Origin of the sequence: uncultured Thalassolituus sp., from assembly GCF_950066645.1 — a bacterium.
In the GTDB taxonomy this organism is placed as follows: Bacteria; Pseudomonadota; Gammaproteobacteria; order Pseudomonadales; family Oceanobacteraceae; genus Thalassolituus.
Map to the genome: position 1 here is coordinate 82,232 of NZ_CATMFB010000013.1, position 23,283 is coordinate 105,514.

Annotated in this window: 23 protein-coding genes; 8 read left to right on the forward strand and 15 right to left on the reverse strand. The window is 51.9% G+C overall.

Annotated features, from left to right (window positions below):
• Positions 1 to 100: 100 nt before the first annotated feature.
• The 4 genes from gloA to Q1L85_RS12765 form a co-directional block, all read right to left on the reverse strand.
• Positions 101 to 505 (reverse strand): lactoylglutathione lyase, encoded by a 405-nt coding sequence (gloA, locus tag Q1L85_RS12750; protein ID WP_300433337.1) that lies wholly within the window; start codon positions 503 to 505, stop codon positions 101 to 103.
• A gap of 37 nt (positions 506 to 542) precedes the next feature.
• A complete protein-coding gene (nth, locus tag Q1L85_RS12755; protein ID WP_300433339.1) occupies positions 543 to 1,178 on the reverse strand; it encodes an endonuclease III in 636 nt (211 codons plus the stop codon).
• 384 nt (positions 1,179 to 1,562) lie between these two features.
• Entirely contained in the window at positions 1,563 to 2,591 is a 1,029-nt protein-coding gene (gene dapD, locus Q1L85_RS12760; RefSeq protein ID WP_300433341.1) for a 2,3,4,5-tetrahydropyridine-2,6-dicarboxylate N-succinyltransferase, read from the reverse strand.
• 23 nt (positions 2,592 to 2,614) lie between these two features.
• Entirely contained in the window at positions 2,615 to 2,959 is a 345-nt protein-coding gene (locus tag Q1L85_RS12765) for an ArsC family reductase (RefSeq protein WP_300428453.1), read from the reverse strand.
• A gap of 206 nt (positions 2,960 to 3,165) precedes the next feature.
• Between Q1L85_RS12765 and Q1L85_RS12770 the strand changes: the two genes are divergently transcribed.
• On the forward strand, positions 3,166 to 5,172 hold the full coding sequence (locus Q1L85_RS12770; RefSeq protein ID WP_300428452.1) for a methyl-accepting chemotaxis protein: 2,007 nt from the start codon (positions 3,166 to 3,168) through the stop codon (positions 5,170 to 5,172).
• Here the strand turns inward: Q1L85_RS12770 and Q1L85_RS12775 are convergent, their stop codons facing one another.
• From Q1L85_RS12775 to sufB, 7 genes are all read right to left on the reverse strand, one after another.
• Complete coding sequence (locus Q1L85_RS12775) at positions 5,173 to 6,417, reverse strand: alanine racemase (protein WP_300428451.1); 1,245 nt, start codon at positions 6,415 to 6,417, stop codon at positions 5,173 to 5,175. It lies immediately after the preceding gene.
• 107 nt (positions 6,418 to 6,524) lie between these two features.
• Positions 6,525 to 7,058, reverse strand: coding sequence for a putative Fe-S cluster assembly protein SufT (gene sufT / locus Q1L85_RS12780; RefSeq protein ID WP_300428449.1), 534 nt, complete (start codon positions 7,056 to 7,058; stop codon positions 6,525 to 6,527).
• Positions 7,059 to 7,275: 217 nt separating this feature from the next.
• Positions 7,276 to 7,635, reverse strand: a complete 360-nt coding sequence (locus tag Q1L85_RS12785; protein WP_300428448.1) for an iron-sulfur cluster assembly accessory protein — start codon at positions 7,633 to 7,635, stop codon at positions 7,276 to 7,278.
• Positions 7,636 to 7,647: 12 nt separating this feature from the next.
• Positions 7,648 to 8,868, reverse strand: a complete 1,221-nt coding sequence (locus Q1L85_RS12790) for a cysteine desulfurase (RefSeq protein WP_300433344.1) — start codon at positions 8,866 to 8,868, stop codon at positions 7,648 to 7,650.
• A 2-nt stretch (positions 8,869 to 8,870) separates the two neighbouring features.
• A complete protein-coding gene (gene sufD / locus Q1L85_RS12795; RefSeq protein WP_300425303.1) occupies positions 8,871 to 10,187 on the reverse strand; it encodes a Fe-S cluster assembly protein SufD in 1,317 nt (438 codons plus the stop codon).
• A 1-nt stretch (position 10,188) separates the two neighbouring features.
• Positions 10,189 to 10,950, reverse strand: coding sequence for a Fe-S cluster assembly ATPase SufC (sufC, locus tag Q1L85_RS12800; protein ID WP_300425305.1), 762 nt, complete (start codon positions 10,948 to 10,950; stop codon positions 10,189 to 10,191).
• A gap of 329 nt (positions 10,951 to 11,279) precedes the next feature.
• Entirely contained in the window at positions 11,280 to 12,725 is a 1,446-nt protein-coding gene (gene sufB / locus Q1L85_RS12805; RefSeq protein WP_300425307.1) for a Fe-S cluster assembly protein SufB, read from the reverse strand.
• A gap of 182 nt (positions 12,726 to 12,907) precedes the next feature.
• Here sufB and Q1L85_RS12810 point away from each other — a divergent pair, with 182 nt between their 5' ends.
• The gene (locus Q1L85_RS12810) at positions 12,908 to 13,375 is read left to right on the forward strand and encodes an SUF system Fe-S cluster assembly regulator (RefSeq protein WP_300425309.1); all 468 of its coding nucleotides are present in this window, start codon (positions 12,908 to 12,910) and stop codon (positions 13,373 to 13,375) included.
• A gap of 121 nt (positions 13,376 to 13,496) precedes the next feature.
• Here Q1L85_RS12810 and Q1L85_RS12815 read toward each other — a convergent pair whose 3' ends face one another.
• Positions 13,497 to 15,371, reverse strand: a complete 1,875-nt coding sequence (locus tag Q1L85_RS12815) for a diguanylate cyclase (RefSeq protein ID WP_300425311.1) — start codon at positions 15,369 to 15,371, stop codon at positions 13,497 to 13,499.
• Between the two features lie 166 nt (positions 15,372 to 15,537).
• Here Q1L85_RS12815 and tcdA point away from each other — a divergent pair, with 166 nt between their 5' ends.
• The gene (tcdA, locus tag Q1L85_RS12820) at positions 15,538 to 16,332 is read left to right on the forward strand and encodes a tRNA cyclic N6-threonylcarbamoyladenosine(37) synthase TcdA (protein WP_300425313.1); all 795 of its coding nucleotides are present in this window, start codon (positions 15,538 to 15,540) and stop codon (positions 16,330 to 16,332) included.
• A 10-nt stretch (positions 16,333 to 16,342) separates the two neighbouring features.
• On the opposite strand, the gene Q1L85_RS12825 is transcribed toward tcdA, so the two are convergent.
• Entirely contained in the window at positions 16,343 to 18,313 is a 1,971-nt protein-coding gene (locus tag Q1L85_RS12825) for an ATP-dependent DNA helicase RecQ (RefSeq protein ID WP_300425315.1), read from the reverse strand.
• Positions 18,314 to 18,517: 204 nt separating this feature from the next.
• On the opposite strand from Q1L85_RS12825, the gene Q1L85_RS12830 reads away from it, so the two are divergent.
• Entirely contained in the window at positions 18,518 to 19,675 is a 1,158-nt protein-coding gene (locus Q1L85_RS12830) for a hypothetical protein (protein ID WP_300425317.1), read from the forward strand.
• 31 nt (positions 19,676 to 19,706) lie between these two features.
• Here Q1L85_RS12830 and Q1L85_RS12835 read toward each other — a convergent pair whose 3' ends face one another.
• Positions 19,707 to 20,822, reverse strand: a complete 1,116-nt coding sequence (locus Q1L85_RS12835) for a nucleoid-associated protein (RefSeq protein ID WP_300425319.1) — start codon at positions 20,820 to 20,822, stop codon at positions 19,707 to 19,709.
• Positions 20,823 to 20,987: 165 nt separating this feature from the next.
• Here Q1L85_RS12835 and Q1L85_RS12840 point away from each other — a divergent pair, with 165 nt between their 5' ends.
• From Q1L85_RS12840 to Q1L85_RS12855, 4 genes are all read left to right on the forward strand, one after another.
• Positions 20,988 to 21,383, forward strand: coding sequence for a DUF2750 domain-containing protein (locus tag Q1L85_RS12840; RefSeq protein WP_300425321.1), 396 nt, complete (start codon positions 20,988 to 20,990; stop codon positions 21,381 to 21,383).
• A gap of 23 nt (positions 21,384 to 21,406) precedes the next feature.
• Positions 21,407 to 21,964, forward strand: coding sequence for a glutathione peroxidase (locus Q1L85_RS12845; protein ID WP_300425323.1), 558 nt, complete (start codon positions 21,407 to 21,409; stop codon positions 21,962 to 21,964).
• Complete coding sequence (locus Q1L85_RS12850) at positions 21,961 to 22,446, forward strand: MgtC/SapB family protein (RefSeq protein WP_300425324.1); 486 nt, start codon at positions 21,961 to 21,963, stop codon at positions 22,444 to 22,446. Before Q1L85_RS12845 ends, Q1L85_RS12850 begins: the two co-directional genes overlap by 4 nt.
• 61 nt (positions 22,447 to 22,507) lie before the next feature.
• Positions 22,508 to 22,666, forward strand: coding sequence for a YqaE/Pmp3 family membrane protein (locus tag Q1L85_RS12855; protein ID WP_300425325.1), 159 nt, complete (start codon positions 22,508 to 22,510; stop codon positions 22,664 to 22,666).
• Here Q1L85_RS12855 and Q1L85_RS12860 read toward each other — a convergent pair.
• On the reverse strand, positions 22,650 to 23,282 hold the full coding sequence (locus Q1L85_RS12860; protein WP_300425326.1) for a MarC family protein: 633 nt from the start codon (positions 23,280 to 23,282) through the stop codon (positions 22,650 to 22,652). The genes Q1L85_RS12855 and Q1L85_RS12860 overlap by 17 nt on opposite strands.
• Position 23,283: the final 1 nt, after the last annotated feature.

A 23,283-nucleotide genomic window follows, 5' to 3' on the forward strand; every position in this document is an offset into this window, starting at 1 on the left:
CCGGACCCTCCAGTAACAGCAGTTTGCTTTAAGACTAGCAGGCAAAATCTGTTCTGGTGGGCCAGGACTGTAAATGCTCCATTACTGGCTTCGATCTGATTTACAGTTCGAAAGGGATATCAGGTTTTTTCTCTATCAACTCGATTTTGTAGCCATCCGGATCTTCGATAAATGCAATGACTGTTGTGCCTCCTTTGACAGGGCCAGCCTCCCGGGTAACCGTGCCCCCGGCTGCGCGGATAGCTTCACAGGTAGCGGCAGCATCGTCGACTTCGATGGCTATGTGTCCGTAGCCCGTGCCCAGGTCGTAGGTTGAGGTTCCCCAGTTATAGGTAAGCTCCAGAACAGCACCCTCTTTTTCGGGCTGGAAACCAACAAATGCCAGTGTGTACCTGTACTCTTCGTTGTCGCTTTTGCGCAGCAGTTGCATCCCCATCACTTCGGTATAGAAGCGGATCGAGCGATCAAGGTCGCCGACTCTGAGCATAGTGTGCAGTATTCTCATTCGGGTTCTCTCCACGGTTATCGCTTCAGACCGGGTGTCAGTCTGAGGTTTTTTGTCGGAATTCACACAGGTCTTCGATGATGCACGAACCGCACTTCGGCTTTCGCGCAACACAGACGTAGCGTCCATGCAGAATCAGCCAGTGATGCGCGTCCATCAGGAATTCCTTTGGAACCAGACGGATCAGGCGTGCTTCTACTTCGTCTACGTTTTTTCCCGGGGCAATTTTCGTGCGGTTGGAGACTCTGAAAATATGAGTATCAACGGCCATCGCGATCTGCCTGAATGCCGTGTTCAGCACAACATTGGCTGTCTTTCTTCCGACTCCCGGCAGTGCCACGAGTTCATCCCTTGTCTCCGGAACTTCGCCACCGTGCCGCTCCAGTAACAGGCGGCTCATTTCAACAACGTTTTTGGCTTTGCTGTTGAAGAGCCCGATGGTCTTGATGTACTCCTTGAGGCCTTCTTCGCCGAGCGCCACCATCTGTTCGGGCGTGTTAGCCACAGGAAACAGCTTGCGGGTCGCTTTATTGACACTGACATCGGTCGCCTGCGCTGACAGTGCGACAGCAACCAGCAGCTCATAAGGCGAACTGTATTCGAGTTCGGTCTCAGGGGTAGGGTTTTCGTTACGTAAGCGGGTGAAAATTTCAGTACGTTTTTCTTTGTTCATGGCCGTGCTCTCTCATCTGCCTGCATGATAACAGACCAGGCTGCTGGCGTAAGAAAGCAAAAAGCCCAGCCTCCGGGGAGAGAGCTGGGCTCAGGTAAATGACAGACTCTGTTCTCGTTGTCCGCAGGGCTTTTATTCTTGTTGTCGCTCTGCGCTGTCTGCTCAATCTTCTTATTAGACGTGGTGCTGTAGTGGCGGGCGTTTACGCCTTCTTATCACCGGCATATTGATAATAGTTACAGCAACGGGGAAAGAAAGGCGGTATCGAGAAAATACACAAAATATACGTTCAGCAATTACAAACGGGTTACGTCAATTACATTGGGAAGACGAGCGGAAGAAAGGAGAAGGGGGCTGGCCACCCGGAAGGATGGCCAGTACAGATCAGTTGTTCGCGTGCAGTTCTTCGTTCAGAGCAATAGCGCTCTTGTTTGTTACACACTGAACAGCGCCGCTGATCGAGTCACGACGGAAAAGCAGGTCTGCTTTTCCAGCGAGGTCACGGCCTTTTACTACTTCAACGACATTTTTCTGATCGTCGAGGAGCTGAATCTTAGTACCAGCCGTCACATAGAGGCCTGCTTCGACAGTGCAGCGGTCACCCAGTGGGATACCGATACCCGCGTTAGCGCCGATAAGGCATTTTTCACCCACTGAAATGATGATGTTACCGCCACCAGACAGAGTGCCCATGGTTGAACAGCCACCACCAAGGTCAGAGCCGTCACCGACAACCACACCTGCAGAGATTCGGCCTTCAACCATAGAAACGCCCAGCGTACCGGCATTAAAGTTGACGAAACCTTCATGCATGATGGTCGTACCTTCACCAATGTGTGCACCCAGGCGAACACGGGCGGTGTGCGCGATACGTACGCCGCTTGGTACGACGTAATCGGTCATACGTGGGAATTTATCAACACTGTTAACGGACAGAAGCTCACCGTTCAGGCGCGCCTGCAGTTGTGCATCCGCCAGCTCGTTCAGGTCGATCGCGCCCTGATTGGTCCAGGCAACGTTTGGCAGAAGCCCGAAGATGCCTGCCAGGTTCACACCGTGCGGTTTCACCAGACGGTGCGAGAGCAGGTGAAGCTTGAGGTAAACTTCTGGTGTTGATGATGCCTGATCATCGGTGGCCAGTACCGTGACAACCACTGGACGCTTACTCTCGGTGCACGCACGTGCAAGCGCTGCCTGACCTGCGTCTGCGCCTTCGACGGCTACAGCAAACGCACTCAGCTGATCTGCAGTGACAGTCAGGGCTTCATTGCCGCCCTGATAACCAAGTGTTGAGCGCGCAGCGTCTACCAGAGCGTCTGCCGGGTTAAGAAGTGGCTTCTGATAAAAAACTTCGAGCCATTCGCCTTTGCTGTTGTGTGTACCAACACCAATGGCCAGTGCAAATGTGGTCATGAGTGATCCTCAGTGTCTGTGTTTTATTTGAATCGTGCGGCGTAGTCATCGGCCTTAAACCCGAGAATACGCTCGCTGCCCGTGTCCAGCAGAGGACGCTTGATAATGGATGGGTTCTCCAGCATGACCTGACGTGCCATTGCGGTATCCATATTTTCCCGGGTGTTGTCATCCAGTTTGCGCCAGGTAGTCCCGCGACGGTTAATCAGTTCATCCCATTCATGTTGGGACAACCAGCTGTCGAGCAGAGTCTCTGGCAGGCCTTCCTTTTTGTAGTCATGGAAGTGATAACTGATACCTGCTTCATCTAGCCATTTCATGGCCTTCTTCATTGTGTCGCAGTTTTTGATGCCATACAGGGTAAACACCTTTGGGTCTCCTATTACTGTCGGGCGAAACCGGGGAGCGAAGAATACCAGATGGGAGGCACTCGATCAGCTGCTAATCGGAGCTGGCCTGAAGGGGTGCAGGATATTAATCAGCCAAATGGCCTATTTGGATATCATTACGGGTGCCAGATCGTGGAAATTCCTGACCGTCGTACTAGGCTTATCCGGCATTGGAGGTGAAATGTATGAAATTCCTGTCACGACTGAGTATCCGCGATAAGCTGTTTTTGCTGGTACTCCCCCCTGTTATCGCACTGCTGCTCACTGACCTGCGTAACCTGCAGGAAGCGGGTGAGGACATCAGTGGATATGAGTCGGTCAAAGTTCTGGTTGAGATAACTCAACTGAATAGCGCTCTGGCGCATGAACTGCAGAAAGAGCGGGGCATGTCAGCCGGTTATCTGGGGAGTAAAGGCGCTGCTTTTGGAGATGCATTACCGGGGCAGCGACGCCTGGCGGACGATCGTCTCAATGCCTGGAATGAGTATGTCACCACCCATGATTTCAGTGGCTATCCGGATGTGAAAATTCTCGTTGAAAATGCGCGGGATGGTTTCCAGCGTCTGGCACAGATACGCTCAGGTGTGAGCGATCAGACCACGTCACTCAAAGATACCCTTGGCTTTTACACTACGAACATTGCTCATCTTCTGGCTGTGCCAGCCAAAGCCACCCTGTACACCAATGATTCCGATCTCTCGCGTCGCCTTCAGGCCTACTACAGCTTTCTGCAGGGTAAAGAACGTTCTGGCATTGAGCGGGCAGTATTATCGAACGCTTTCGGAGCAGACAGGTTCGCCCCCGGTCTGCATACACGCTTTGTCCGGCTGGTGTCTGAGCAGGATGCCTATCTTGGCAGTTTCGTTGCTTTTTCCCGGGCTGGGGAAGCTGCTGAATATAATCAGTTCCTGCAATCTTCCGCCCACAAGGATGTCGTCGCGCTGCGTGAACTCGCTGAGCAGCGGGCTGAGACGGGTGGTTTTGGCGTTGCTGCCGCTGACTGGTTCCGCAAGGCGACTACCCGGATCAATGCGCTGAAGGCCATGGAAGATACTTTGAGTACCGGGCTGGTTAATCAGGCGACTCAGGCGCTGAATGCGGCGGAAAGTCGTTTCACTATGATCCTGATCATGACACTGGCGATCATTATTGGCGCTGTGGTGATTACTGTCGGGATTCTTAAAGGCCTGCTCAGTCAGATCTCTGCGTTGTCCAAAGCGGTGCGTCGTATGGCTAATGACTTTAATCTGCATGAGCCAGCTAAGGTGTTTTCAGAAGATGAGTTGGGCAGAGCAGCAGCAGACTTTAATCATATGCAGGCAGAATTTGCGGGTATGGTACGAAGTATTGAGAATATTTCGCAGCACCTGACACTGATCGCAATGCAGAATCATGTGACCATTTCACTGAGTACCAAGGGGATGGTTCAGCAGCAGGACGAGACCGGCTCTATTGTCACCGCGGTTACTGAGTTAGAGCAGGCGACCCGTGAGATTGCCAGTAACATCCAGACCATGGCAGACCGCTCTGATATTGCGAATGGAGTGATCCGTAAAAGTGGTGTGGTTGTGCAGAACAGCGTTGAGCGGATTGCCAGCCTTAACGACAGTATGGCTAACGTCTCCCGTGCGATTAAAGAGCTGCATGACAGCAGCGACTCGATTGGTGGTGTGCTGAGTGTGATCAAGGCCATTGCCGAACAGACAAACTTACTGGCTCTTAATGCCGCGATCGAAGCCGCACGGGCAGGCGAACAGGGCCGCGGTTTTGCTGTGGTGGCTGACGAAGTGCGGACTCTCGCCCAGCGTACCCAGGATTCAACCGCAGAAATCGAACAGATCGTAGGGAAATTCCAGAAAGAGGCACGCTCCGCGTTTAACGCTGTGGATGAGTCTCAGAAGTCAGTCGATGAAACGGTTCAGCTCGCTGACACATTGAGCCAGGAGCTGAGTAATATCCGCGATGCGGTCACTGAGATCCGCGACATGTCAGATCAGGTGGCGGCTGCCGCGGAAGAGCAGGTTCAGACGAATCAGGAAGTGTCCCGTAGTATTTCCAGCATTCACGATATTTCGCGGCACACTGCGGCAACGGGTGACTTTATGCGGAAAACGGCAAAAGAGCAGCGTGAGCTGGCAGCCGACCTGAAAGCTCAGGCCGCGCGCTTTGATCTTGGGCCAGCCGGTCACTGATCAGACGATGGTCAGACGTCGGGAGGACTCCAGCGGAGTGGATTGTCCTTCCTGCTCTCTGTATACCGGCCACCAGTCAGTAATTCTGCCATTGTCATAGACTGCAATCTGACCAAACTGCTGGAATACGGCCGCGGTGTGACGCGGTCGGAAGAACAGAAAATCATCCTCACCTAAACGCGTGCCTGCAGTCAGTCCATAGAGCTCCTGATTGCTGGACCGGCCATGAAGCCTTACCCGTTGCGCTCCCTCCGGATAGCAGGGCTGCGCAATCCAGTTACCCCCGTATATATAGGCCGCATTCCGGGGGAGAATTCCAATCGCACGGCATAATGCAGAGAGTGCGGGCGAGAGAGGGACTTCCGGCTTGCTGACTTTTCTCAGTACCGGGGCGGCAATGAATGCAGACGGCTGGCGCTCTTCATCATCCGTGATATCCAGTGACAACGGCTTGATCAGAGCGGCACCGGCTGAGATTTCAGAAGCGTGACTACTTTCTGAATACAGACTGTAAGTGGTGCTGCTGCCTGTGTTGAGCGTTAACTGGAGTAGTGCTTCACTGCCCAGTTCGTCTTCGATGGCCCGGATAAAATTCAGATAGCGCCCTTTAGCGTCCGCAAAGGCTTTCGCTGGCCCTCCCAGATATCCCGGCATTTTCGGAATGTGCGCTTCGTAGCCCATCAGACTGGTTAACGTCAGATGGCGGGAGCGACCGATAAAATTGACGGCCTCAACCAGATCCGAGCTGCGGCGGAAACCACCACGGTGCAGGCCAACATCCAGCTCCAGACTGATACGGAGATTAAGGTTGCGCTCACTGGCAAAGGTTTCGTAGTCCTGAAGCCGCTCAGGAGAGTCAATCAGCCACTGCAGCTGCATTTCTGGGGCGAAACAGGCACAGGCGTTCTGTTGCTGATGCCAGTCGTAAAAATGCCTGACCGCGCGGATAGGAAACGGCTTACCCATCAGAATGTCAGCAGAAGGAACATGGCTTACAAGCTGCTTGAGAAAGGGCAGGTGGGTACACATCAGGCGCTGTGTTCCCGTCCGGCGCATAACATACTGCAACAGGGGAACTGAAGGCAGCGACTTGGTAATAAGCCGGTAGTCGAATCCTTTGTTCAGCACATCAATCAGGTGATCAATGTTGCGGTCCAGACGTTCCTTATCCAGCACCAGAGTCGGCGTACAGATGCCAGCGTTGTGCAGGGCATCAGTGATGGCCTCAAAATAAGGCTGATTCATGGGGCACTCGTGTCTGATCAGACGCTGTTATTATTGTTGTAATTTGCTCAAAACTATACGTCTTGTGGCTCAATAAATCCACAACTCCCAGCACGTTGAACAAGAATTCAGAAGAACAATCCTGCCTCGAGCTGCGCTTCCTCGGTCATCATGTCGCGACTCCATGGCGGATCGAACACGAGCTCGACTTCGACAGAAGTGACATTAGGGACTTTTGCGACACGGTATTTCACATCTGAAATAAGGACTGGGCCCATACCGCAGGTCGGGGCTGTCAGTGTCATCCGGATAGTCACTGCAGAATCATTGATATCGATTCCGTAGATAAGACCAAGATCCAGCAGATTGATAGGAATCTCGGGATCAAAGATGGTTTTCAGAGCCTGGCGGACCTGCTCTTCACGAACGACGCCATCGTCGTGCGGCTCAAAAACGATTTCTTCCGCTTCGAGACCTAATGCTGCGGCATCAGTACCGTCGACACGCATCATGTTGCCATTAACCGTCACCGTGTAGTTACCACCAAGTGCCTGATTGATGGTCACGAAGGTGCCTGCATGAATCACAGTAGGCGTGCCAGATGGCACCATACGGGCTGGGCAGTTTTCGTGAGCGACAACCATACGGCGTTCGATGGACATGGACAGAACCTGGTAACGTTGAAAGAGACGATAGTTTATCAGGAAAGCGGGAAGGGCTTAATACTGTTGCAGTGGAGTAGGCCTGCTAAAGCGAATGGACTCCCGCCTGCGCGGGAGTGACAGATATTGGGCGCTTATTGATCGATGGGCGTATGTCATTTCCGCGAAGGCGGAAATCCAGCGTAATAAAAATTCGGAAGCAACAACGCAAGTAGCTTTATACGCTGAAGCTTTCGCCGCAGCCGCATAGATCCTTCGCATTCGGATTATTGAACTTAATGGTGCTATTCAACCCCTCACGCGTAAAGTCGATCTCAGTACCACGCACGTAAGCGCGCGCATCGGCGGCAACAAACAGAGTCACGTCATCCGCCACCTGAATCGCGTCGTCGCCCTCATCAGCACCGGTCACAAACTCCACGTCGTATTTAAAACCAGAGCAGCCGCTCTTTTTTACGCCTAGACGAATACCGGCCATATCCGGGTTTTTCTTCAGCTGTTTGCGCACATGGACAATCGCCGCTTCGGTCATTGAGACGTCAGCTTTTGCATTTGGATCGTATGTTTCGATACTCATAATCGGATTACCTCAGAGCAAAAACATCTTGGCTTTTTCGAGCCCGGCAAACAGGCGCTCGACATCGTCCATAGTGTTGTAAAAACTGAACGATGCACGCACGGTACCCGGAATATTAAACTGGTTCATTATCGGCATGGCGCAGTGGTGACCAGTGCGCACGGCAATACCTTGCTGGTCGAGCAGGGTGCCAACATCAGCCGGGTGCGCACCATCCAGCAGGAAGCTGAACACGCTGGCTTTCTTCGGTGCGGTGCCGACTTTACGGATGCCGCCAATCTGATCGGCCAGTTCGTTGGCACGCACGAGCAGGGCGTTTTCATGATGCTCCAGAGCAACACGATCCAGACCATTCAGGTAGTTCACCGCGGCGGCTAAACCAATGGCACCGGCAATGTTCGGCGTACCCGCTTCAAATTTATATGGCAACACGTTGTACGTTGTACCGTCGAATGAGCAGTGCTCAATCATTTCGCCACCGCCCTGATATGGCGGCATGGCGTTCAGTAATTCTTCTTTGCCGTACAGCACGCCGATACCGGTCGGGCCAAACAGTTTGTGACCAGAAAAAGCGTAAAAATCAGCATCCAGCGCCTGCACATCGACGTTCCAGTGCGATACGGCCTGAGCACCGTCGACCAGCACTTTGGCACCGACTTCGTGAGCCATCTTAATGATGTCTTCCACGGGGTTAATGGTGCCCAGCGCATTGGATACATGCACGACCGAGACAAATTTTACTTTGTCGCTGAGCATCGAGGCGAAGGCCTCCATGTCCAGTTCGCCGGTATCTTTGACTGGAATCGGGCGTAACGTCGCTCCAGTCTGCTGACACAGCATCTGCCATGGCACGATGTTGGAATGGTGCTCCATACCGGTGACAAGAATCTCGTCACCGGCCTGAATATGCTGGCGCCCCCAGGTGGCAGCCACCAGGTTAATTGATTCCGTGGTGCCACGCGTCCAGACAATCTCTTCGGCTTTATTGGCGTTTAAAAATGCCTGCAAGGTTTTGCGTGCGTCTTCAAAGTGCTGAGTCGCGCGGTCGCTCAGTGTGTGCGCACCACGGTGAACGTTCGAGTTATTCAGGCGATAGTAATCACTCAGAGCGTCGATTACAGATTGCGGTTTCTGTGTGGTCGCTCCGTTATCCAGATACACCAGCGGCTTGCCGTTAACGTCTTGGTTAAGCGCTGGAAATTGTGCACGGATCTCATTAATCGCCTGAGTCATTCTTACAGCTCTCCGGTGAGTTGCGCAGACAGAGTATCTTCACGACCAAAACGTTTTGCCAGTTGCGGGCGCAGCCACAAGCCAACGGCCTCGTCGTTAAGGTCATTTAATAATTCGTTGATAAAACCAAAGCTCAGCATGACTTCTGCTTCTGCGGCACTGATGCCACGGCTTTGCAGGTAGAAGCGCGCTTTTTCTTCCAACTGAGCGACAGTGGCACCGTGGGCACACTGAACGTCGTCGGCGTAGATCTCAAGCTCAGGCTTGGTGTTAATCTCAGCGGTGTTGGTCAGCAGCAGGTTTTTGTTGCTCAGTTCTGCCAGCGTTTTCTGTGCGTCCGGATGAATATGAATACGGCCGTTAAAAATCGCTTTCGCTTTGTCGTTCATGATGCCGCGGAACACTTCATCGGTGGTGCAGTGCGCCACTTTGTGCTCAACGCAGGTATGAAAATCGACAACTTGTTGGTTCTGCGGAACGTATACACCATTCATCTGGCAGTGCGATCCACCCACATTGTGGTTCACGACCACATCGTTGCGGGTGAGGGTAGTGCCCATGCCTAAATGAAAGCCTTCGTAGCGGGCATCACGTTGCAGGTCGATAAAGGTGCCGCCAATATGGAAAGCAGACTCGGCCATTAACTGCAGACGGTAGTGCACCAGTTTAGCGTTATCACCCACGCGGATTTCGGTCACGGCGTTGGTGAAGTTGTTCTGCTTACCAGCTTCGGTGTCGTCACCCGAGTAGTGCTCAATCACAGTCGCTTCTGCACCCTGCTCAAGAGCGATCAGCAATCGGGTATTCACCGTAAAGGCTTCGTCCCCTGATGTATTGGCGTAAACAATGTGCAGTGGGTGTTCGAGGCGCTGATTTTTTTCAACCAGTACGAACAGACCATCGTTGATGCTGGCATCGTTAAGGTCGGCAAAGAGGTGGCCACGATCCGCTTTTACTTCACCCAGTAACGCGCGGATGGCTTCCTGTTGTTCAGGGCGGGCATCACGGAAACGTACGACCAGTTCCAGTGCGGCAGCATCTGACGCAGCGGTATCGAGTTCGCCGTTAGCGACAACAATACGCAGTGCTTGCAACCCAGGGATGACATCAGCATGCGCCTGTGCAGCGGGTGCTGCATTGGCAAAACCGGTTTCAGTCAGGTTGTACAGCGAGGTGTATTTCCAGGCTTCGGTTTTACGTGTCGGTACAGTCGCTTCAGCGAATGCCCGCTGGCCACGCTCGTTAATCGCACCGAGCCAGGTCAGCGAGCTGACGCTCTTGGCGAGCTCAAGCTGCTTGGTAATAAATTCGGCGGCCATCTCACTCAGCTCCGTTTCCGTTACCGTTTTCCAGCCAGCCGTAGCCTTTTTCTTCCAGCTCCAGCGCCAGTTCTTTACCGCCGGATTTCACGATGCGGCCATTCGCCAGAACGTGAACGTAGTCAGGCACGATGTAGTCGAGCAGACGCTGGTAGTGGGTTACTACGATGAAGCTACGGTTTTCGTCGCGCATCGCGTTTACGCCTTCTGCAACCACCTGCAGGGCATCAATATCCAGACCAGAGTCGGTTTCATCGAGAATGCACAGGCTTGGCTCCAGCAGCATCATCTGCATCAGCTCGTTGCGCTTTTTCTCGCCACCAGAAAAACCTTCGTTAACGCCACGCTTGAGGAAGCTCTGATCAAGGTTAACGGCTTTGCACTTTTCACGTGCCAGCTTCAGAAACTGAACAGAATCCAGCGCAGGCTTACCTTGCTGCTCACGCACGGCATCAACAGACGCTTTCAGGAATTCGAGGTTCGATACGCCAGGGATTTCGACCGGATACTGGAATGCCAGAAACAGACCTTCGCGTGCCCGCTCTTCTGGATCAAGATCAAGAATATCTTTGCCATTCAGCGTGGCAGAACCGCCAGTCACTTCATAGCCTTCACGACCCGCCAGTACGTTACCCAGGGTACTTTTACCTGCACCGTTCGGACCCATGATGGCATGTACTTCGCCCGGGCCGATGTTCAGGTTCAGGCCTTTGAGGATTTCTTTTTCTTCAACGCGGGCCTTGAGGTCTTTAATCTCGATCATTTCTTTAACCTTTTGTCTGGTGGCAGACGGTTAGTGTTCAATTTTCAAATTTTGATTTTTCGGTAGATCGGAAGAAGTCCGGCTGGTCGCGGTAGATACATCCCTGTACGCTCGGCTGTGCCATCCATGGCACAGACGCCAGCCTAAAATTCTTCCGATCTCCCTTACAATTTGTTCACCCAAAAGGGTGTTCGCATGACTACAGTTCTGGGCGTCATGAGCGAATGGAGTGCAAGGCAAAACCGAGTGAAGAAGCGCAGTTTACAAGTAGTAAATGAGCATTCTGAGCGAGGTTTTAACACCGCAATCCAGAGCGCAATAGGCCAGAATTAGCCCACAGAGCCTTCGAGTGAAATCTCGAGCAGCTTTCCTGCTTCTACGGCAAACTCCATCGGCAACTCTTTGAATACTTCTTTGCAGAACCCGTTCACGATCATGGATACCGCTTTCTCGGTATCGATACCGCGCTGCTGACACAGGAACAACTGATCGTCACTCACGGTAGACGTGGTCGCTTCGTGTTCTACAACAGCGCTTGGGTGTTTGCTTTCAATGTACGGGAAGGTGTGAGCACCACACTTATCGCCCAATAGCAGGGAGTCGCACTGGGTAAAGTTACGTGCGCCTTCTGCCGTCGGGCCCATGCGTACTAAACCGCGGTAGGCATTCTGGCTTTTACCGGCCGAAATACCTTTCGAAATAATGGTCGACTTAGTATTTTTGCCCATGTGAATCATCTTGGTGCCGGTGTCGGCCTGCTGATAATTGTTGGTCAGGGCAACGGAATAGAATTCGCCAATGCTGTTGTCGCCTTTAAGAACACAGCTTGGGTATTTCCAGGTAACGGCAGAACCAGTTTCAACCTGTGTCCAGCTGACTTTGGCGTTGGTGTGAGCAACTGCGCGCTTGGTCACGAAGTTGTAGATACCGCCTTTGCCGTTTTCGTCGCCTGGGTACCAGTTCTGTACGGTGCTGTACTTGATTTCAGCGCCGTCCAGAGCGACCAGTTCTACTACCGCAGCGTGCAGCTGGTTTTCATCCCGCATCGGCGCGGTACAGCCTTCGAGGTAGCTCACATATGAGCCTTCGTCGGCAACAATCAGAGTACGTTCGAACTGGCCGGTTTTCGCTTCGTTGATCCGGAAGTAGGTCGACAGCTCCATCGGGCAGCGCACACCCTTCGGGATGTACACGAAAGAACCGTCAGAGAATACGGCGCAGTTCAATGCGGCAAAGTAGTTGTCACGTTGAGGAACGACTGAGCCCATGTATTTCTGGATCAGCTCAGGGTACTTATGTACCGCTTCAGAGATCGGCATAAAGATAACGCCGGCTTCTTCCAGTTTCTCGCGGAAGGTTGTTGCCACAGATACTGAGTCAAAGACCGCGTCGACAGCGATACCAGCCAGTGCCATCTGCTCGTGCAGTGGAATACCCAGCTTGTTGTAGGTTTCAAGCAGCTCAGGGTCGACTTCATCGAGAGACTTAGGCTTATCTGCCATGCTCTTTGGCGCGGAATAGTAAGAGACTTCCTGATAGTCGATCTCTGGGTAACCGAGGTGTGCCCAGTCTGGCTCCTGCATAGTCAGCCACTCGCGGTACGCTTTCAAACGCCATTCGGTCAGCCATTCCGGCTCACCTTTTTTAGCAGAAATAAAGCGCACAACATCTTCGTTCAGACCCGGTGGAAGGGTCTCAGACTCAATGTCGGTGACAAAGCCGGCTTTGTATTCGCGCGCTTTGATCTGACTTTCAATTTCAGCGTTGGTGGCCATAGCTACTTCTCTCGCATCAGCTGGTGCTTAGTTACAGGGCGACAGTTTACCAGAAACGCGCCAAATAACAGAGTGTTTTAGTCGGGTATTCAAAGAATACCAACTTGGTATGCTTTATGGCAGGATTGTACCAAAGCCCACCAGGCATGACGAATTGACAATGATTCTCAACAGGCTGAGATATGCTCCGCATCGGTAAACTTACAGACTATGGCATCGTCGTACTGAACCATCTCGCTGCACAGGGCGCGGTGCAGCAGTCGGTGGATGACATTGCTGTGGCGACCAGCCTGAATGTGCCCACCGTGCGCAAGGTAATGAAAGCGCTGGTCGACGGCGGTCTGGTCATTGCCCGGCGTGGCGTTAAGGGCGGCTACCGTATTGCCCGCTCACCGGTGCAGATCAGCCTGCGCGACGTGGTCGAAGCCTTTGAAGGCCCGATTGCGCTGACCGAATGTTCGCAGGATCACAATGTGTGTGACATTACTGACACCTGTGATCTTTCAGATGGGTGGGGCGGCATCAATCAACTCATTATGCAGATGATGGGGCGCATCACTCTGCAGGACGTTCGTAACCCTCAGATCGTCGATAAGCTGTACCGGCAGTTGATGGATGACAGTCCGCGGATTCAGTTGGTGAATCTCTGATTCCCGTTCGTTTATATGAACGGAGACGTACGGAGTAGCACAGGTGATCCTCCAGAGTAAGGTACTGACCTTCAGGCAGGGCGAAACCTACTGAGCATTCCACGAAAACACAGAGGGTGCCTCAGGCGGTGCTGACTGAAATCACCTGGTTTCTACCGTTGTTTTTTGCCTTGTAGAGCAGTCTGTCGGCTTCATTCAGTTGAGCAGTCATCTGCGTTTCCTGCTCAGGAACAATCGTGCAGACGCCTATACTCGCGGTCATGTTAATACAGGTACGGCCGTCGGATATGGTTGTCCTGCGCAGCTCATGCAGAATATTGTCTGCAGTCTGGACGGCATCGCCCTCGGGTGTTCCCGGTAGGGCTGCAATGAACTCTTCACCGCCATAACGTGCAGCGATCCCGGCATCATCAGGAATGTGGTTTCTGATAATTTCCGCAAGCCTTTGCAGGCACAGATCTCCAAATCCGTGACCGTGGTTATCATTGATCGCCTTAAAATGGTCAACATCTAACATCAGAACAGAGAGTGGCACGTCTTCGTCCTGACAGCGGCTGAACATTTCCCGGTACTGACAGTTAAAGTGTCTCCGATTGGCGAGTCCCGTGAGCGCATCCGTGATGCTGATTCTATGAAGTTTTTCGTTGGCCGCTTCCAGCTCCTGGGTTCTTGCCTGCACGAGGTTGTCGAGATCCTGGTTCAACGCAATCTGCATCTGTATACGACGTTCTTTTTCAACGTTCAGCCGGTCTGCAAAAGCAAGTGACAGCAGGGTCATTTCGATGATGGAGCCAATTTCTATCGAATGCATTGAGATAATATTGGGCTGCGCTAGGCCCGTAATATAGAGAAGGTAGTAGACAACAAAAAAGAGGTAGAAAAACCAGGCAAGTGCAAAGATCCTGGCCTCTTTGATGCCTTTTATCCAGTACTTTACCCCGACATAAAACCCGAGTGAGATTGCGATCAGTGACAGGACGTAAACCACTTTCATTATGACGCTGTAGGGCAGCACAAACGTACCGATCAGGAGTCCGCTGAATCCAAGATAAAGAAGCCCTCCGAGCATCTTTTCGATCCAGGTACCGATTCGATGTAGCCCTATAAATCGCCAGACAAATGCAATTGCGGCAAAGGGCATAAGTGCCGTGAGAAGAGGGATCATCAGGTTATTAAGGGTTGTCGACTCTGGCCATAAGTATTGGAAACCCAGACCGTACAGAGCTACCTGAAGCCCGGCGCTGGCCGAAAGGTAAATGATGTAGAGGAGATAATTCAGTTCGCGGACAAATATGAAAATGACTGCGTTGTAGAACAACATCATCCCCATAATGCCGAAGTAGACACCGTACCAGACCAGAATCGGTTTCTCTGCATCATCAAGGCTGCTCTTGCTCCGGATGTCGACGGGGATAACGACCGGACCATTACTGGCAAGCCGGATGATGACGTCTGCCTGATCACCATATTTTCCGGTCAACGGAAAGAGGGGGACAAGATGATCAACTGGGCGGCGGGAAAATGGGCGCGTATCTCCGGATTCGTAGTGTTCGTGTACTTTGCCATCGGACACAAGATAGAAGTCGATGATATCCAGGTGCGGATAGTCAAGGCGAAGGAATACGTCTGGTGGGAGGTGGCTGAGCCCCTTCAACCGAAGCCTGACCCAGAATGTGGAAGGGTCATAGCCAAAATTCACGGTTTCTTTCTGGTTGCGAACCCACTCAATGTTACTGTGAAGTACATCTTCCAGCTGCGTTGCGCCTGATTCTTCGATGTAGAGGCAGAGAGAGGTGGTAGGGTCGGTATCGCCAGCAAAATCAGAAAGGTCAATGGCAGGGCATGGGTCTGAGGACGTTGCTCCTGCCGCTTTCACGCCCTGGCTGGCTATCAGAGTTAACGTTATGAATAGCAGATACACGAACTCCAGTGACCTCTGGCGCACGTTGGGTCGTATCAGTGGATTGTCAGGTTGAAGGCGCGAACGCAGGGACATTCTGGAAACCAGCGGAAACATTAGTGTAAGTCTAAGACAGGATAGTGGCCTGTCAACGCAACTTGCGGTCAATGGGCGCCGGACGGTGTTGCTTTCCGCTGATCACCTGCTCCCTCTGCACATATGCTGATATAATCAGCGCTGTTTTATGATGATGAATTTGCCCATGACCCCATCCTACCTCGACCGTTTCGGTGGTATTGGCCGTTTATACGGTGCTGACGGCCTGCAACGCCTGCACGATGCGCACGTTTGTGTGATTGGCATTGGTGGTGTGGGAAGCTGGGCGGCGGAAGCACTGGCGCGCACCGGCGTGGGCAAGATCACTCTGATCGATATGGATGATATCTGCGTTACCAACACCAATCGCCAGATTCATGCAATGACCAGTTCAGTTGGTACGCTGAAGTGCGAAGCAGTGGCTGAGCGCTTAAGAGATATTAATCCTGAGATTGACGTCGATGCCCGTATGGCGTTTGTCACGGCGTCGAATCTGGAAGAGCAGATCACGCCGGATATGGATTACGTGATCGACTGCATCGACAGTGTGAAGAACAAAGCCGCGCTGATTGCGTTCTGTAAGCGTCGTAAGATCCGTATTGTGACGACGGGGGCGGCTGGTGGTCAGACCGACCCGACGCAGATTCAGATCGGTGATCTGAATAAAACTTTTAATGATCCGCTCGCGCGTAAAGTACGTTCGTTACTGCGTCGTGAGTACGGGTTTTCTCGCAACGCCTCGCGTAATTACTCCATCCCATGTGTGTTCTCGACCGAACAATTGGTTTACCCGAGCAGCGATGGCACCGTGTGCCAGACCAAAGCTTTTGCTGGCGAGAGCACGCGCCTTGATTGCAACAGCGGTTTTGGCTCTGCCACGATGGTGACGGGGACTTTTGGTTTTGTTGCCGCGTCCCGGGTGATTCGTCGTATTGCGGATAATGCAGGGAAGAAGTCTTAACTTCTTCAAATTAAGTCAGCGCTTTTAAAACATCCGCATACGGCACTTGCTCCAGTGCTGCATAATCCGCAATTTTCTTCGCTTTCACTTTGGTCAGCCAGGGGCTTGTCATGCCACTTAAAAAGCGGGTCTGAATTTCAGGTTCGGGCATCTGCTTAAACATTGCCTGATATGCTTGATTAAACTCAGCCAGCATCCCTTGAATTACTGAAGGTTCTGGGGCTGCAGCGACACTGTTCTGCGGCCAGGGCTGCCACTTATCCATACAGACGGAACAGTGCCCGCAATCCTGCGTCATGGAGTGATCATTAAAATACACGGCGAGTTGTCGGCTTAAACACTGCTGCGATTGAAACAGATTCACCATATTGTGAAGGCGTTGAATATCGCTGTTCTGGTGTGCCATAAAGCTCTGGTGCAGTTCATCGGCAATGGCGTCGGCCTCGGATACTTGCCAGGGCTTTACTTCATACACTTCGGTCATCTGCTTAATTTCAAGTGTTAACCATTGCTGCTCAGAGCAGTACTCTAAGGCTTTGACTGCGCGTGAGCGGGCATCTGGGCCGAGGCTCTGGATTAAGGCATCCATATCGAGGCTGTACCAGGTACGTCCTTTTTTACTGTGGTTTAGCAGAGTCTGAATAAATTCCTGCCGTTCACCTGAAAACCGAGACAGTAAGGCGCTGTCGGATTCTGGTTTAAAACGATATTCGGCGTAGTAGCTGTATAGCGGAATAACCCGCCCGGCCATTTCTAAATGGACAAGTAATGTTTTTAACGGCAGTGGCCGGATGTCTGTCTGGTTCGACAGTGGTTGCATCATGGTTTCCCAGCGACCTGAACCTGAACTACTTACTGCGGTATCTGTGCTTATTGCAGTAAGTAACCGCTTAATCGCGCCGAGTGTGGGCGTATCACCGTAAGTGAAGTTTTCGAGTACCGTTAAACCACTCAAGTCGGCGAGAAGTACGCAATCAGAAGGTTTGCGGTCACGCCCGGCACGTCCGATTTCCTGACTGTAATTTTCTATCGATTTTGGCAGGTCGTAATGCAGTACCTGACGGATATTGCTTTTGTCGATGCCCATACCAAAGGCAATGGTAGCAACGATGCAGGGTGTCGCCCCGGACATAAAACGCTGTTGAATTCCCTGTCGTGTTTCGCTTGGCAGACCTGCGTGATACGACTCCACCGGGACTGGCACCATGTTACTCAGCTGACTGGCGACTTCATCCGCTGTGTTCTGCTGTGTGACGTAAATAATACTGCCAAAGGGTTCGCCTTTTTTAACCAGATGATTGAGCCATTGAGCACATTTGTTCAGGCGCTCATGCACAGCCGTGGGCTGGACTAATAGTCGAAGGTTTGGCCGATAGAAACCGGTACTGATGACATCCGATTCTGAGATTTCAAAGTGCCGTTGCATGTCCTGAACCACCGGCTGGGTTGCCGTTGCGGTTAAGAGCAGAGATTGCGGGATATTAAACTCCCGGCGCCAGTGCGGAAGTTTCAGATAATCCGGGCGGAAGTTATGGCCCCACTCAGAAATACAGTGGGCTTCGTCGACGACCAGTAATGAGATGGCAACACCTCTGATAAAATCGCGAAAACGTTCGTTCTTTAAACGTTCTACAGAGATGAACAGAATTTTAACATCACCGCTGCGAACGCCCTGCTGGACAGAAGTCAGTTCTTCGCGGCTGAGAGTGGAGTCCAGACTGGCTGCAGCGATCCCTTTACTACGCAGAAAGCCGACCTGGTCTTGCATCAGTGCCAGCAGGGGCGATACCACTAATGTCAGGTGTGGCAACAAGAGTGCAGGAAGTTGGTAGCACAACGACTTCCCTGAGCCGGTGGGGAAAATCGCAGCTGCAGAACGCCCGGAGAGAATGGCTTCAACAACGGGTTGCTGGCCTTCGCGCAGGTGTTCAAAGCCGAAGGTGCGTTTAAGTGGCGTTTGCCAGTCGGAGAGTGTTTTCATGCTTGCATCCTTGCAGAGTTTCATTCACTTGAACAGGGTAGCGCGCTCTGGATTGGTACGTATTGGACTATTCGGGTCTGTTTAAAGGATGAGCGGACTTCGTCCTGCATACACCTGATGATTTCTGGTAGTGTGCTGAGCAGTGATGGAACCCGCAGTAGTATTGAAACTCTTTACTACAGCACTGAAGCTCAGGATAAAAATATGAATAAGACTCCTTTCTGGCTGGTTTTCCCAGTCATTGCAGTTCTCGGACTGACGGCCTGTGGCGGTGACGACGACGGTGAGAAGGAAGAAGCTGAAGAGATTGTTGAGCCTATTGGTGATACCGATGACGGCTCGTCGCCATCAGGTGATGACTCAGGTGATGACTCAGGTGATGACTCAGGTGATGCAGGCCCTGCGCGATCTGCGTTCGAGCTGGAGGTTCTTCCTGCGGTAAATACCTCACTTTCGGTCACCAGCCCAGCGGGTGTCTGGATGCTGACCTCTTCACAAACGTCTGCTATTCCGAATGAAGAAGATGCAACGAATCCGTTCCAGTCCGAACAACAGGGGCGGGAGATGGTCGTTATCACTGAAAATGAGGAAGGTTTCTACGAAGTTACCCGTTGTGCCTCTGACTGGCGAAACGATGCTGAACTGGTTGAAACGGATGACGGCTATTCATGGACAGAAGTTACCGTCGAAGAAGCGGATGAGGGGGTTGCTGAGACGACTAAGACACGCTTTTTTGATGTGTCATATTCCAGTGACTTTCAGACACTGACTGCAACAGGAACTTATCAGGTAACGCCTGTTGGGGAAGATCTGAGCCTGACCATGACAGGCGTAAAAATCAGTGATTCGACTGACTTTAATAACGCTGCAGATCTGACGTTTTCCTACTCTCTTGACTACGTAAATCTGGGTACTGCGGGTAACAGTACGGAAGGGGCACTACAGTGTGTGGGTGCTTTCAATTCTGTCCGAACGACTGAATCGGAATCTGATGTATGGACGTTTGAGCAACGCGAGTACAGCTATTTCAACACTGATAACGAGCAGGTCCGTTACTACCGTTTTGATCAGAACGTTGAGGGGACTGAAACTCGTACTTTAGGAGCCATTATTCAGGAGGCAGATCAATTTGCTATCCTGTTGACTAACTGTGACATTACTAACACAGACTGCATGGCAGCTGCCCAGTGGGCAGAAGATGTTGTGGTTAATGATGCATCAGTCAGCTTTGATGTCAGGTTTGATGTTGTCGACAATACTTATGTCTTCAATCCAATGGCGCTTATTCCTTTCTTCAGCTTCCTGTGGCCACACGATGGCGACTACTTCCATAGCGAAATAGAAGCTGCAGTTATTGAATAAAAGCTTGAACCAGCGCCCTCAGGGCGCTGCTTTATTCTTCGTCTTTCTTGCCAGACAGCTGTTTCAGAAGGCTCTCAGGTACCTGACGGATCAGCAAAGACTTTTCCTGTTGATTAAACTCAACACCTTCTCCCAGTAAGCTGGCCGAGAAGCTCAGGCTGATTTCTTTATTCTTACCGCTGTAGCGTATGAAGCCCTTCAGTTTCTTACGGTCCGGAATCAGTTCAGATTTTACTGCCTCAGCAACGTCAGTCATTGGCGCGCCCAGTTCGACGAGTTGCTCGGGTGTCAGGCCGCTGGTGTCTTTCTGGGCTTTCTGCCGCTCTTTTTTCTTTTCTATCAGATAATGTGAGAAAGCTTCGCCGGGTTGAGACTTCATTTCGGTAGATAGGTGTTGATCGAGTTCGTCAAAGTCAACAGCCTCTCCGCGCATGTCCTGTTCAATGCAGAAGTCGACGACTTTTGACTTGTACGCAAAGGCTTCTGCGGCGGGCAGGGTACGACTGTACTCGTCCACAATTGAGAGGAATTCTTCGGTCTCTGCGGCGGTGTTCAGGGTGTCTGTAAAGCCAATTGTACTCAGTATCTGATTCTGCAATGGGCGATCACCACGGCCGAACGAGAACGTGATGTATTTACTGTCGCTGTCCTGCTGCCAGTCGGTCAGATTGATGCAGAGGCCAAAGCCTGTATTCGAGAAGTCGAGGTAACGGGTTTCACTGAGGCTAAGATCACTGTTCACGGTCACACTGTCTTTATAGCGCAGATGGAACAGGTAGAGGCGGTCGCTGTCTTCGAGGCTTTCGTGGAAGAACGCCAGGTACCCATCGACCAGAAAGTCAGTATTGTCGAGCCCCGCGGCGAGTTGCTCCATACAGCGGCGCGCCCAGCTCTGAAAGCTCATGCCACCTTTCTGCCAGTCTTTCAGTAGTCCCTGAAACACGGGTGCTTCGTGGCTGAACACACCGTATCTCTTGCCACTGCGCTGCATCAGTATGCCTTTCAGCTGCTTTGTGGCGCGCTGATAATAGGCTGACAGAGGGCTGTCTTCATCGGCGACACCATCCTGGTCGCTCATGGTAACTTTTGCGGCCGGTTCTTTCTCCAGCTTAGCGATTCCGTGAGTTATAAAGTGCTTGAGTGCCATACAGGTCTGACCGGACAGAAAAGAGCGATGATAACACGTAGATTTCCATAGCCCCTAAAGTGTCCTGCCGTTAAACTTGAAGTACGTCAGGCGCTTTGTCTGCGAAATAATCAGTAAATCATTGGTCTGTTTCCGGTTGGATTTCAGACCTCAGAGGAAATAACCATGCCCTATGCCCTGTCTGCCAAAAACCGTGAATCGTCTCTGGCGTTGAGTGACAACAAACGTTACGAGCTGTTTCTGAGCAAGGTGGCGGAGTTCGGTGAGGTCTGGAGTCTTGCCAACGAGGAAGGTTGGGTGACTGTGGTGACCGACGAAGGGGAAAACTGCCTGCCGGTCTGGCCTCATCCCGATTATGCCCTCGATTGGGCAACCGGTGACTGGGCGGACTGCGAACCAAAAATGATTCCTCTTGATGTCTGGCTGGAGCGCTGGACTCCCGGGTTGGATCAGGATGAAACACTGCTGGTGGTATTTCCGAACCTGAAAGAGCAGGCCGTATTGGTTGATCCTTTTCAGCTGGATGAGGACATCCGCGCTATTCTTGAACAGGAAGATTAATCCCCCTTATGTCTGGAGGTATTATGAAGGCATTCTCTGGTCTGATCCTGGTCGCAGCCATCGCTGCACCGGGTCTCGTATCGGCGGTTGAGGCGTACCCTGAAAACTGTCCTGAGATTTTTCATCACACAATGAAGCAGTTGCACAGCAGCAAGATGCTCAACCTGTGTGAGGTCACAGGCGGGAACCCCGTTCTTTTGGTGAACACGGCAAGTCATTGCGGATTCACTGACCAGTTCGGAGATCTTGAAAAGATTCATCAGAAGTACAAAGACCGCGGGCTGGTTGTTCTTGGCGTTTCTTCTGACTCCTTTAACCAGGAAGCAGATGATGAAGCGGAAGCCGCAGACGTGTGCTACAAGAACTTCGGGGTCAGTTTCACTATGCTGTCGACGGTGCCTGTAAAAGGCGACGAAGCGCACCCTTTATTTAAGGAAGTCGCTCGTCAGGATCAGTATCCCCGTTGGAATTTTTACAAGTTTCTGATTAACCGCGAGGGCGAGGTTGTGTCGTCGAATTCAAGTATGCGGTTGCCCTCGGATAAAAAAATCGAAAAGCTCATCGCGGACAAAAGTGAATGAACGATCCCGCTGCTGATCTTCTGAGCATCGATCCACTGACCTGGCAGGGCATTCTTACCTGCCTGGTCTGCGGTACCATCGTAGGTCTTGAACGACAGCTGCGGGGCAAGCCTGTGGGTATCCGGACAGCGAGTCTGATTGTCCTGGGGACTTATGCATTTGTTGCTCTCGCTCAGTCTGTCACTAATGATGTGACTGACGCCTCACGAATCATAGGTCAGGTCGTTACTGGCGTTGGTTTTCTTGGTGCCGGTGTGATGTTATCCAAAGATGGTGTTGTACTTGGCGTAACGTCGGCGGCGACTATCTGGGTGCTGGCTGCGATTGGCGTAGCGGTCGCTATTGCTGGTCATTTTATGGCGGCGAAGCTGGCGATTGTGGTTATTCTCATACTGGTAGGCGTGGATATTCTGGAAAGTTATTCCACCGTACTCACCCGTGGTGTGCATGCCCGTTACAGCAACTGGAAACAGAAACGCTGAACTTTTCCCCTGAGTAACTCTCCTATTTATGACGTTCATATTCGTATACAGGAGAGTTCTTATGGACCTTATCAGGATTCTGTTTTCTGTACTTCTGCCACCGCTGGGTGTATTTCTTCAGGTTGGCCTGGGCGGGGCATTCTGGCTCAATATCCTTCTTACATTACTCGGTTATTTACCCGGAATTATTCACGCGGTCTGGATTATAGCCCGTCGCTGAATGGCTTGAGGTGAAAAAATACCTGAATGCCAGCAAGCACGGCGTTCACCGCGACCGATGCCAGAATAAGGCCCATGACACGGCTGATCACGCTGGCACCGGCTTCGCCAATGACTTTGAGTATATGACTTCCGAGCAGCATAAAAATGAGAGTGATCAAAAGTACGCTCAGTATGATGCCGGTGGTCATTACCTGATGCATCACCGAAAACCTGTGGTTGTCGGTAAGTAAAACGGCGGCCATCATCGCCCCTGGGGAGGCGATGGATGGTATTGCCAGAGGAAAGACCGCAGAGTGCATTCCCTTCTTAATCATGTCGAGTTCAGATTCAGGCTTACTTTCACCAAACATCATTGTCATCGCGAAAATAAACAGAACAATTCCCCCAGCGATCTGAAAAGCGGGTAGGGGAATGCTCATCGCGTCGAGCAGAAACTCTCCAGCCACAACAAAGAAAAGAAGCACCAGAGTGGCGATGATAATGGCTTTGTACGCGAGTTTACGGCGTGTGGCATTGTCGGCATAAGCAGACGCCAGCGCCAGGTAGACCGGAATCGTCCCGATCGGGTCGATCACCGACCAGAGCAGGACAAACTGCTTGATAATATCCTGCATT